Origin of the sequence: Sporolactobacillus sp. KGMB 08714 (assembly GCF_036598985.1) — a bacterium.
Taxonomy (GTDB): domain Bacteria; phylum Bacillota; class Bacilli; order Bacillales; family Sporolactobacillaceae; genus Sporolactobacillus.
Genome location: NZ_JAUUBW010000073.1, coordinates 74,016 through 86,044, shown reverse-complemented (window position 1 = coordinate 86,044; position 12,029 = coordinate 74,016). Strand labels below are relative to the sequence as shown.

11 protein-coding genes are annotated in these 12,029 nt (G+C 44.9%); all 11 read right to left on the bottom strand.

Annotated features, from left to right (window positions below):
* Window positions 1-11 precede the first annotated feature (11 nt).
* The 11 genes from Q6A92_RS19155 to Q6A92_RS19105 all read right to left on the bottom strand — a co-directional run bounded on the left by Q6A92_RS19155 (window position 12) and on the right by Q6A92_RS19105 (window position 11,634).
* On the bottom strand, window positions 12-362 hold the full coding sequence (locus Q6A92_RS19155; protein ID WP_274398552.1) for a flagellar protein FlaG: 351 nt from the start codon (window positions 360-362) through the stop codon (window positions 12-14).
* Window positions 363-460: 98 nt separating this feature from the next.
* Entirely contained in the window at window positions 461-2,305 is a 1,845-nt protein-coding gene (locus Q6A92_RS19150; protein WP_274398550.1) for a motility associated factor glycosyltransferase family protein, read from the bottom strand.
* The gene (locus Q6A92_RS19145) at window positions 2,292-2,891 is read right to left on the bottom strand and encodes a hypothetical protein (RefSeq protein ID WP_332239073.1); all 600 of its coding nucleotides are present in this window, start codon (window positions 2,889-2,891) and stop codon (window positions 2,292-2,294) included. Before Q6A92_RS19145 ends, Q6A92_RS19150 begins: the two co-directional genes overlap by 14 nt.
* Window positions 2,892-3,022: 131 nt before the next feature.
* Complete coding sequence (locus Q6A92_RS19140; protein WP_274398547.1) at window positions 3,023-4,264, bottom strand: flagellin N-terminal helical domain-containing protein; 1,242 nt, start codon at window positions 4,262-4,264, stop codon at window positions 3,023-3,025.
* Between the two features lie 164 nt (window positions 4,265-4,428).
* Window positions 4,429-5,535, bottom strand: a complete 1,107-nt coding sequence (locus Q6A92_RS19135) for a LegC family aminotransferase (protein ID WP_332239072.1) — start codon at window positions 5,533-5,535, stop codon at window positions 4,429-4,431.
* Between the two features lie 16 nt (window positions 5,536-5,551).
* The gene (locus Q6A92_RS19130; RefSeq protein ID WP_274398544.1) at window positions 5,552-6,544 is read right to left on the bottom strand and encodes an NAD-dependent 4,6-dehydratase LegB; all 993 of its coding nucleotides are present in this window, start codon (window positions 6,542-6,544) and stop codon (window positions 5,552-5,554) included.
* 166 nt (window positions 6,545-6,710) lie between these two features.
* Window positions 6,711-7,673 (bottom strand): methionyl-tRNA formyltransferase, encoded by a 963-nt coding sequence (locus Q6A92_RS19125; protein ID WP_332239071.1) that lies wholly within the window; start codon window positions 7,671-7,673, stop codon window positions 6,711-6,713.
* Window positions 7,674-7,702: 29 nt separating this feature from the next.
* Window positions 7,703-8,854, bottom strand: a complete 1,152-nt coding sequence (neuC, locus tag Q6A92_RS19120) for a UDP-N-acetylglucosamine 2-epimerase (RefSeq protein ID WP_274398541.1) — start codon at window positions 8,852-8,854, stop codon at window positions 7,703-7,705.
* A gap of 8 nt (window positions 8,855-8,862) precedes the next feature.
* Complete coding sequence (neuB, locus tag Q6A92_RS19115) at window positions 8,863-9,879, bottom strand: N-acetylneuraminate synthase (RefSeq protein WP_332239070.1); 1,017 nt, start codon at window positions 9,877-9,879, stop codon at window positions 8,863-8,865.
* Window positions 9,873-10,577 (bottom strand): acylneuraminate cytidylyltransferase family protein, encoded by a 705-nt coding sequence (locus Q6A92_RS19110; protein ID WP_332239069.1) that lies wholly within the window; start codon window positions 10,575-10,577, stop codon window positions 9,873-9,875. Before Q6A92_RS19110 ends, neuB begins: the two co-directional genes overlap by 7 nt.
* Window positions 10,570-11,634 carry a nucleotidyltransferase family protein gene (locus tag Q6A92_RS19105; protein ID WP_332239068.1) on the bottom strand — a complete coding sequence of 355 codons (1,065 nt, stop codon included), beginning with the start codon at window positions 11,632-11,634 and terminating at the stop codon, window positions 10,570-10,572. The genes Q6A92_RS19110 and Q6A92_RS19105 overlap by 8 nt, the downstream gene beginning before the upstream one ends.
* Window positions 11,635-12,029 lie beyond the last annotated feature (395 nt).

Sequence of the window (12,029 nt, the reverse complement as noted above, 5' to 3'; positions counted from 1 at the left end):
ATCCTATTTTTTTAAACATGGCGGTTCAGCATCAGCCCCATCTCCTGCATGACCGCCGCATAAAAGTCCAATTCTTTCTTCGGCGGGATCTCGCGAATCACTTCGTGAGTCCGCACATTGATGACCTGCACATAATAACGGTCCAGTTTATCATAAAAAACATAATGCAGCCGTGTCTGGACCGGCTGCAGCGCCTTGTTGGCTTCCGAGGTCAGCTGCTGCAGCCGTTTCTTTGTAGCGGACGTCGTATCCGTTTGATCACTCTGATTAGTGCCGGTACTTTGAACGGTCGGCGCATCCGGCCGCATCGACGGGAGGACCCCCGAAGCACCGCCCGAAAGCGATCCAAGGAACACATCCATGATTCTTCCCCCTCTGAACTATTTCCGATCTATTATAGATATCGGCTGTCAGAAGGCGATGGTTTAGCGGCAAATTCCGTTCCGCTATTTCGAAAGGGTCATTTCTTCAGCTCTTTTTGCAGGTCACTGACTGCGGAGAAAATAAGCCGGCCATTCATGATACACTCGTTTAAAAAAACGTCTATTTCTTTCAGTATTGTTTCAGCCTTTTGCAGCGGATCGCCAATGCCCCGTATCGTTTCAGCCACCTTATTGAAATGCTCCGTCTGGACGCGCATCATCGGAACAATCAGGCTTTGATAAAAGCCGTTTTTCTGCATCTTTCGCAAATAATGATTCACTTTTTCAATCTTTGCAGTGATTTGGCCCGCTTCTTCGCCGCGATCGGCCGATTTTTTTAATTGTCTCAGAGATTTTAAGATTTTTTCAAAAGACTCATTTAATTCGCTGCCCTTCCGCAGCACTCTTTCAATCTTGTCGGGAATGATCGGCCGATCGTATTGATTGCGGCAATCATACCATCCGCCGCGGACTGTGTCCGGTTTCAGTTCTTTCATCAATTGATGCAGGGGAATAAACGGTGCACCGGCAATCGCCGCTCCGCCGCTGGTTGTATTAAAAACATGCCGTTCCGGGGCGGCCTGCAAATACAGTTCGATCTGTCTGCGCATCGAATCATACGATCGGCTCGTCAATATCGTCGTCCCATCGACACTTTTAACGGTTATTGCTGCTTCCTTTGCGTTTTCGCTTAATTGGCCGCTGTCTCCCTCAGCGGAAATGCCGCGCGCATAAAAACGATCGTCGAGATAAGCCAGATTCTGTCCGGCCAGGATGATCGGATCCGCGCCTAATCTGAGCAGCATCTGCAAGGTAATGACGGCAATCGAAGGTGCATCGTTGACTGCCTCGATCGGCCGGCTGTCCTTCCGCTTCAGCAATAAGGGTGCCAGCGTATCCTGGATATTGATCACATGGAGCATCGGCCCCGGATAGTCAGTCAGAGTCTCAAAGCCGATCGTACTGCCGAAGATCAGCGGCAATTCGCTCAGATGGCGATCTTTAACGATCTGAATCACTCGCTGGTTCATCGGCGTCGGATCGTAGGAACAAACGGCGTCCGGAATAATATCCTGTTTCAGCAGCGCATTGATCGCCGAACCGACCGCGAAGAGATAAGCCGAGCCTTCTTTCTTAATCTTTTTCAGATTCTCAAACTCTTCATTCAGCGAAGGGCCGGCAGCTATGAGGACGGCCGCTTTCCCCTTAAAAACAGATCGGTCGACATCCATTAGCACATTGGGCGTTGCCGTGAGTTTGGGAAAATTCTTGACCGCGTTGACAACCCAGCGCTGCTGAAAAGAAAAATCGGTAGCCATAGCGGCCTTTTTTTCAATCAGGCTTTCCTTCAGCAGGTTCAGAAATTGATTGATTTCTTTTGCATAATGTCTTTCATAAAAGGGCAAGACGTAAAAGAAGAACTGAGCGCCCGTTTTATCTATGGATCTTTTGACCGACGCCAGTACTTCCTGCTGATTATCGGAAATCCATTCAATCGGCCCCGCCCAGCGGCCGCTCAGATCCTGCTCGCTCAGAAACTGCTCCAAGACAGCGTCGTCCCATTCATAAACAGACAGTTTTTTATCCGGGTACGCCGAGGCAAACGCCTTGATGATGTAGCCAAGGCCTGCTCCGATGAACAGAACATGATCGAATTTTTCTATGTTCCCGAGAGCTGAAACAAGACTTTCCGCCTCGCGGAGCGGATTATAACGGCTGTGCACATACTGGTAGCCCTGATCTGTCTTAATCTTCAGCGTCATTTCGCCGTCTTTTGCCTGTTCGGTTACGACACGCGTCGGCTGTTCCTCCATTTGTCCCAGCCGCTCAAGCAGCGGCCGGTTGTGAAGGCGCAGATAATTGCGGTTTTCAAGCAGGATCACGGCGTGTTCCCTCTCTTATCATCAATGTTCCGATCGCGTCTTTCAGTTGAGCGATCTGAGGCAGCAGTTCATATTGAAGGCAGTCGGCGATCGCCACCGCATCCTGGACGGCCACCGTTTCGGCAAGTTCTCCTAAACGGTCCGAAAGCAGGGAAAAAGTATGAAGAAAATGCCCGGCTCTTTCCTGATCATTCGGATAGGCACTTATTGTCCGTGCCAGTTTGCCGATCCATTCCAGCCCTTGAAGAAAATCGGCAAATGCCTGCCAGTCGGCAGCGGCCGGACCGCTGTAGAAATGCTCTGAAAGCGGCGGCAGTTCTGCCAGCGCCCGCTCCAGATAATCCCGGGCAGAGACCAGATTATTGTACAGCATCTGCGCCAGCGGCTGAGTCACCACTTCAAGCTCGCCGATTTCCGGCAGATGCTGCGTTATGTACGCTGCGTAATCCTCATAAATGTATCTTCCGTCAGCAATCAGACAGCTGTAGAACGTATCGGCATCGAGCTGCGAACGGATCAGCTTCAGCACATCCTGAACGGAAGGCTGATCCAGCTTAACCTTTTGATCCTTTAGCTTCACAATCATTAAGGAATCCCCGCTTTCTAAAAACATCTGCTTATTTATTATATCGGAAGATAAGCATTTTTTCTAAAACAGGAAAAAGAAGAATAAAAAAAAAGCCCCCCAAAAGGGAGGCCGCCTCTTCTAAAGATAAATCAGCCCAAAAGTTTAAGCACGCTCTGCGGCAGCTGGTTGGCCTGTGCCAGCATTGAGTTCGCCGCCTGGCTGAGAATGCTTTCCTTTGTAAAGTTCGCCATCTCGGACGCCATATCGACATCGGTAATGCCGGACTTAGCGGACGTCAGGTTCTGTGAAGAAGTTGTCAGATTGTTCACGGTCGAATCAAGACGGTTCTGATAGGCGCCAAGCACCGCGCGCTGCGAAGAAACCATATCGATCGCACTCTGGATCGTTGTCACGGCTTGAGCTGCGCCGCTCGCCGTCGTAATATCGAGCCCGTACTGGATACCGGTATTGTCCGTCCCGTTGGTAATGTCGGCTGCAGTCGCAAAGCCGTTTCCGTTAGCACCGGCTGACGTCGAAGCAATTCCCAGGGCAGTGGCGCTCATATCGCCTATGTTCAGGGAAAGCGTCTGGTTCTGGTTCGCGCCGATCTGGAAAACGAGCGATTTTCCATTGCCCGACGAAACACCCTGTGTAGTTGTCTGTACGCTGTTCGCGTCGATGCCGGTGCCGTCGATGCTGACCATCAGCGTATTGGCCGTTTTTTGCGATAGCGTCAGCTTGCCGCTTGCCGCCGCTGCAGAATACTCACCGCTGAGAGCAGCATTTTTGCCAATGGCCACTGCAAGACCGCTTGCACCGCTGCCGGCTACAAACTGTGTCCCGGAAGATGTTATGCCGCTTGCATTGGCAACGGCAGTAAATGTCTGGTTGCCGATCTGTACCGTTTGGCCGGCAGTAATATTGCTGAGCAATTTAAATGTCTCTACACCGCTTACTCCCGCAGAGGCATCCTGGCTGCCGTTCAGCAGGTTCTGCGTGTTGAACTGCGTTGAGTTGGCAATACCGTTGATTTCCGACGTATACTGATTGATTTCCTGCTGCAGCTGCTGACGGTCGGCAGCCGTATTCGTATCGTTGCCAGCCTGAACCGCCAGTTCACGCATATTCTGCAGAATCGACTGCGTCTCGCTGAGCGAGCCGTCCGCCGTCTGGATCAGCGAATTGGCGTCCTGCGCATTCTGAGAAGCCTGATTCAACCCGTTGATCTGTCCCTGCATTTTTTGTGAAATCGCCAGGCCGGCCGGATCGTCGGCCGCGCTGTTGATCCGCAGGCCGGATGACAGACGCTGCAACGATTTGTTTACCGCATTGTTGTTCTTCGTCAGCTGATTCAAAGTATTCAGTGCCGGAATGTTGTCGTTGATAATCATATTCTTTCCTCCCTGAAATTGTTGATTGTCCACATCCATGTGGAACATGCAAAAGGCATTTCGGAGGGCGCCCTCCTTTACCTTTCACAACTTATATATCGTCGTATAAACGTGAATGTTTAATCTTTTTCAGTAAAATTTGTTGCATTTATTTGAGAATATAATCATAGGTCTTTATTCCCAATGATGGAGCAGATCAGGGAAATATCCTGATCCGCCAGTCCGACGGAACTCGGCAGATTAATCCCCCGTTCCGCTGCCTTCCGCGTCTGATCCATCGTTTCCGCCGTCCGGCAGTCTTTGTAAGGAGGCATCCGGTGGACCGGCTGGAAAAAAGGACGCGACTGGATGCCGTTTTTTTTCAGCCGATCGATCAGCTGATCCCGGGAGAGCGGGTAATCCGGCCCGATAAGGATCGAAAAAAGCCAGCAGGCACTTCGAAATCCTTCTTCTTTTGCCGGAAGAGCCAGCCCCGGAATCCCCTTCAGCAGTTGATTATAGCGCGCCGCGTGCTTCCTTTTCAGTGCAATGTATTCGTCGATTTTCTCAAGCTGCGCGCAGCCCATCGCCGCAAGCAGATTCGGCATACGGAAATTATAGCCGACTTCCTCATGGTAAAACGAACCGTTCTCACCCATTGTTTTGGTTTGTGTCGAAAGATATTTTGCGCGTTCTCCGAGCGATTGATCATCGGTAACAAGCATGCCGCCGGCACCGGTTGTGATCAATTTATTGCCGTTGAAACTGAAACAGCCGATATCTCCGATCGTGCCGGCTTTGCGGCCGCCCCACTCAGCACCGAGGCTTTCCGTTGCATCCTCAATAACGAACAAATGGTGCTTTTCAGCCACTTTCATGATCTTCGTCATATTGACCGGCTGCCCGTAAATATGCACCGGAAGAATCGCTTTCGTCCGCGCCGTAATCAAGGCTTCAACCTGCCGTTCGTCCATGACCCATGTATCTTCGCGAATATCGGCAAAAACCGGTTCGGCGCCCACATAGCGAATCGCATTTACCGGAGAAATGAAAGTCATTGATGGAACAATCACTTCATCGCCGGCTCCAACCCCAAGCGAAAGCAAAGCCAGTTGAAGCGCCGCCGTGCCGTTCATCGTCACAACCGCCCGCTCAATATCCAAATAGTGTGCAAATGCTTCTTCAAACCGGCCGACATAGGCCCCGGCCGATGAAACCCAATTCGTATCCAGGCAATTTTTTATATAATTCCATTCATTTCCGTGAATCTCAGGAACACATAAAGGGATCATCGACATCCCCCTTTCTTCAGACATTGTAAATATCCGTTTTAAAATAGTGCATGTTTCCTCTGATCCAATCGATCGTCTCACTTAGCCCTCGGTCCAAAGAATACCGGGGCTGCCATTCCGTCAGTTTTTTTATTTTGGCATTATCTGCCCACAGGCGGTTGACCTCACTTTTAACCGGCCTTAATCTTTGATCATCGCAGACAATCCTCACCTTTTTCCCGATTAAGTCGATGATTTTCCGCGCTGTATCTCCAATAGATATTTCATCGTTTGATCCCGCGTTGATCACCTGTCCGACCGTTTGATCGCTCTTTGCGATTTCGATAAAGGCTTCTGCCGTGTCTCTGACGTAATTAAAATCCCGCGTCGGCGAGAGGCTTCCCAATTTAATTTCTGTCCTGCCCGACAGGATCTGAGAAATAATTGTCGGGATCACGGCTCTTGCCGATTGTCTCGGTCCATAGGTATTGAACGGCCGAATCGTAGCAATCGGAAGCTCAAAGCTCTTAAAAAAGCTTTCAGCGATTTTATCTGCGCCGATCTTCGATGCTGAATAGGGAGATTGTGCCTGCATCGGGTGTTTTTCATCAATCGGAACGTACAGAGCCGTTCCGTACGTTTCCGATGTCGACGTATGAACCACTTTTTCAACGTCAAATTCTCTGCACGCCTCAAGCACATTGGTCGTCCCTTCAACGTTGGTGCGAATGTAAGCCATCGGTGAGAGATAAGAGTAAGGAATAGCAATCAAAGCCGCGAGATGAAAGACGACCTGTTGTCCCTTCATAATCCTTTTCATGCCGTCGTATTCCCGTACGTCTCCGGTTACCACGTGCAGACTCTCCCTGATATTTTTATCAAACGTGTCGATCCAGCCCCAATTGTTGAAAGAGTTATATTGTACTAGGGCTGTCACTTCGGCGCCAAGTTCAACCAGTCTTTCTGTCAAATGGCTTCCGATAAACCCCTCCGAGCCCGTTACTAAGACTCTTTTCCCCCGTATATTCATATTCATATAGCTCCTAATGTAATTTAGTGAGACACTTCACTACTATTTATACATAAACAGCAGATAAAATAATTTTTCAAACACTTGAACCCGTCAAAAAACAATAAGAAGTAGATTTACCATGTATTATAACGTGTACAAAATAATGATAGAATAAAATGATTAACTATCCATTATTTTTTGTTAGTTGTCTTATACTGTTTTCCAGTTCAATTATTTTCTGATATAAATTAATGCCTAATCTTTGTCCAACGGAGATTCCAGGGACAACTTTATCCTCCTCTTCTCCATACGAGATTAAGTTAATTTTAATTGCATTATCACCCGTTTTTACAATAATTCCATCCTTATCTTTTCTTATTACTTCTCCTGGCGTAGAAATATAATTGGGAAAATCCGTTTCTTCACTCTTCCAAATATATATTTTTTTTTGTCGCAGAAAAGTTTGGGCACCTGGGGCAGGGGCAACTAATGCTCTAATAAAATTATGAATTCTTCTGCTGCTCCAATTCCAATCTATTAACTCGTCACCCTCTCTTCTGTAAGAGAAGTATGAACCATTTATGTGGCTTTGTTTTTTGGCCGCAACATTTCCATCTTTTATTTTTTGCACAGCTCTAATAAGAACTTCTGCACATTTGTCTGTCGCTTTAAATAGTAAAGTTCTATAATTATCACTCTCAGAGATAGTGATGCTAGATTGAGTAATTATTGCACCTGTATCTATACTGTCGTCAATATAATGAGCGGTGACTCCAATTTCTTTTTCATCATTTATTAGAGCCCAGTTTATTATATTTCTTCCTCTGTAATTAGGTAATTTACCAGCATGACAATTTATGAATCCATTTTGGGGAATTTCTCTAAGCTTGCTTTTTATTATTTGATTAAAGGACATTGAAACTCCTAAATCAAAAGCTAAGTTCTTACAAAAATTTAAAAAATTATTGCAGTTTACATTTTTTTCGATATAGACACTAATACTGTTCTTCTCAGCAATTTTTTTTAATAAAAAATCTGGATTATCGTATCTCAGAACTACTCCGCAAATTGTTACCCCTGAAAGATTAATTAAGTATTCCAGAGATTTCTGGGCCCAGGGGCCATCTCCAAAAAATAAGATTCTCAACGTTAATTCAACTCTTTTATCAAGTATTGTTAAAAGACTAATTTTTTGAATAGCAGCTTTTTATTAATTTTAGATGTTTTTAAAATGTGAACGACTTTTTCACTGGTTGTCCCATCCCCATATATATTGTCAATGCAGGCCAAATTCTTTTTAAAATTGCTATCATTTAAAGCAATATTAATTCCTTTAACTATGCACTGCTTTTCATAACCTGTATCAATAATATTTTTATTTTTCAATCTTCCTTTTTGCCTATCCCCGATATTGATCACTGGCAGTTTGAAAATTGGAGACTCTATGATTCCGCTGGATGAGTTTCCAATCATTACATCTGCATATTTTAAAAGACTTAAATACCTTTTTTGTCCCAGATTGTAGAATATATACGCATTAACATTATCACTAACAAATTTTGTTATTTTGTTAATAATTATACGGCTTCCAAAATCAGCATTCGGATATGTAAAGATAAACGTTGCATCGAAATTACTTATAGCTGATAATAAATTTTCAATTTGCTGTCCCACGTTTTCAACATCAAGAGTAACAGGATGAAATGTGATTAAAAATATCTTTTTGCACGAATTTATTCTCAATTCTTTCATCAGTTGTTCTTTTTCTAAAAGCCTTAAGTTTTTTACGTTTTCAATTCCTGCTTGACCAACATTAAAAACTCTCCAAGGTTCTTCTCCCATTTTCAATATTCTTTCTTTATAGAACTCTGCACCCGGAAAATGGAGGTGCGCCATCTTTGTAATGGCATGTCTGATTTGTTCGTCCACGGCGCCTTCTGTCGATTCACCGCCATTCATATGGGCAATGGGAACGTTCATCATCATCGCACAGGCAGCAGCCACAAAGATTTCATATCTGTCGCCTAAAATAAGCAATATATCCGGCTGCAAGCGATCAAATGCCTGTGCCATTTGAATGAGTTCAAGACCCATAGACTTAACAATACCGCTTTTCTTGTTTGAGTCGACAATCATATCAATTTCTTCATCAATATCAAATCCGTCTTTTCTGATCAAATCCGCAGTATAACCAAAATCCGGAGCAAGGTGATTGCCTGTTACAATTAACTGCAACTTTAGTTCATTGTCGTCTTTTATTCTTTTCATCGTCCAATACAATAGGCCGTACTCGGCTCTTGTACCGGTAACAACGAGGATTTTTCTCATCTAATCACCTACTCAATCAGATCCAATGTAATCAAATCATTTTGTTTAATATCTTTTACTATTTTTCTATTAACAATTAAATTAATATAAATAGGACTTATACCTGATTCAGGCCGTTTAAAGTCCAAATTCGTTAGAGTTAGCTTTTCTCCCTTCTTGAGATCACGTCTTGCTACTATGCTTTTTCTAGCTACCATTCTTGTATTTGCTTCACTTTTATTGCATCTTTTGACACCGTCACCAAGTGACATTTCAACATTTCTTATACTCTCAACCATTTTTTTCAATTCAGCCGGTTCCAATGACGCTTTATGATCCGGGCCCTTCATCGTCTTATCCAGTGTCAGATGTTTTTCAATAATTTCCGCACCGAGCGCAACGGCAGCCGCGGGGATTTCGATCCCTTTTGTATGATCCGAATAACCGACCGGCACCTTAAATGCATGCTTCATGGTCAACATCGCATTGAGGTTAACATCTTCCATCGCCGCCGGGTAGTTCGATGTGCAGTGAAGCAGCCAAAGATCCTGATCCGTATTTCTTCTGACCGCTTCTACAGCCATCTCAACTTCCCCCAGGTTTGCCATACCCGTTGAAACAATCATCGGTTTATTCTTTTTCGCAATGTGTTCAATTAAAGGTATGTTCGTCAGGTCCCCTGAACTTGTTTTATAATACTCCACTCCGATTTTTTCAAGCAGGTCAACACTTTCAAAATCAAATGGCGTCGATAAGAATAAGATGTTCTTTTCATCGCAATATCGTTTCAGGCGTACGTGATCATCAAATGAAAGTTCAAGTGCTTTAAGCATAGCAAACTGGCTGCCGTCACCCGTCGCTGCCTTCTGATAATCCGCTTTAGGCGCCTGATGAGTGACCAGATTCTCGGCCTTAAAGGTCTGAAACTTAACCGCATCTGCCCCCGCTTCTTTCGCCGCATCGACAAGTTTCAACGCGGTGCCGATGTCCCCGTTATGATTCACCCCGGCCTCAGCAATAATAAAAGTATGACGGCTCTTTAGCATCCCTTTTTCTCCCTTAGCAGAAACTCTAAAAACTTCAGATCCATCGGTGTGTCAATATCCATCGAACTTTCTTCATCCATAATGTACGGCAGCGTATTTTCCGTGTACCAGTTCTTGCGGGCTTCCAGCACTTCGGACCTGGCCATGTATATGGCCCCGTTTAATTGATAAACAGCCGGTGCATCCTGACGCCTCGCATAAAACGGGACGCTGTCTAGAAAATCCTTCAACAGGCCGCCGCTGATTTTTTTCATCCAGAATGGTAAGACCTTGCTTTCACACACGCTGACGATTGAATCCTTGTTCCGGTCAATGAGCCCTTCAATCGCCTGGTCGATATGCTCCTGTGTCCTCAAAGGACTGGTGCACTGCAGGCACATAACGTAATCATATCGTTCTTTTCGCTGAGTGAACCAGTCCAGCGCATGCAGAATCGGATCGATTCCCGGCGTTGAATCCTGCGCCAATGCCGTCGGCCTCATGAACGGAACGTCCGCCCCGAATTTTTTACTGACTTCGGCAATTTGTTTATTTTCGGTTGATATTATTAACCTGTCTATATACCGGCTTCTTTTGGCTTCTCCGATAGAATAGGCAATCAGGGGCCTGCCGTTGACTTCTTTGATATTTTTATGGGGAATTCCCTTAGAACCGCCTCGAGCCGGGATAATCGCCAGTATTTTCTTACCGTTATACATAAGTGAGCCTCTCAAACTGGTTTTTTATATCCTTGTTGGCTTCATGATAATCTTCAATTTTCCCGATGTCCATCCAATAATCCAAAATCGGAAAATTACCGACTTTTTGCCGTTTACCAAGCAGAGAATCAATTAATTGCGGAATATCGTAATATTCATCCCTTGGAATGCTCTTTATCGTAGCCGGATCAAGAACATAAATGCCGCCGCTGACCACATAGCGGAATATCGGCTTCTCATCGAGTGAAACAATATTTTCATTGTCGATGTTTAAAACTCCGTAGGGCACCTGCATTTCATAACTTCTTGAGCAGACAGTCATATAAAATCCGTTTTTCTGATGAAATTCCAGCAGATGATTGAAATCTAAATTGGTCAATATATCGCCATTCATGACAATGAACGGTTCATTTAAATAGTTTTCGGCAAGAGTGATCGAGCCCGCCGTTCCCATTCGTTTGTTTTCCCTGATATAGCGAATGCTGACGCCGAAAGCCGCCCCATCCATGAAATAGTTTTCGATGACATCTGATTTATAGTTTACTGACAGGAGAATATTACTGAAACCAAAACGCTTCAGCCGTTCAATGATCAGCTGAAGTATCGGTTTATCGCCGACCTTAAGCATCGGTTTGGGCAAATGCTGCGTCAGCGGGCGCAGTCTCGTTCCAAGGCCGCCCGCCATGATCAGCACAGCATTTGTTTTAGGTTCATATTCACTCGGAAAATCCTTTTTTTCTAAAATATCAACAATCACGCGGTCGCTGTTTATAATGGGAATGATCTTTATGTATTGATTAAATGCTTGTCCGGCTTGTTTCTTATCATAATCCTCATGAAAAAAGATACATTTTTTATGATATATTTTTTCAACGCTGCTGTTTAGCGAAACATTATTGATCAGCGCTCTTCGAATGTCGCCATCCGTTAAAGTGCCGAGCAATTTATGAGCCTCATCCACAACGACAACCGTACCTGTCGTATTTTTATTTATTTTTATCAGCGCCTGGATAATTGTATCCCGTTCCGACAAGATGAAATCATTCAGCATCTTCATTGGAATCACCATCGCTTTCAAATTAATGTGAGTCCGGTCTATCATGGATTTGAATCTGAGGCTCTTAAAGTTTTTTCTGAGAAAAATGCCCCTTACTGCTATTATCGGTAAAGCCCTTGCCTATTTTTAATACAGGCCTCATAAAATGTCGTCCTGTGGATTTGCATGATTCTTATGAATGCGTCAGACAAAGGACACTCTTTTGAAAGCGACGGTTTAATTGGAGCGCACAGTGTGGTATGTAAAGGGGTAAATAGATTGAGGACATCAATTAGAGACTATGCAATCTATCATTTACTTCGGAGAGCCTCTTTTCTTTCCGTTCGGCTCAACAGCCTTTTTGAGGGGCAGATTCGCAGCCTCAGTTTTATTACACCTACCTATCATTCCCTAAA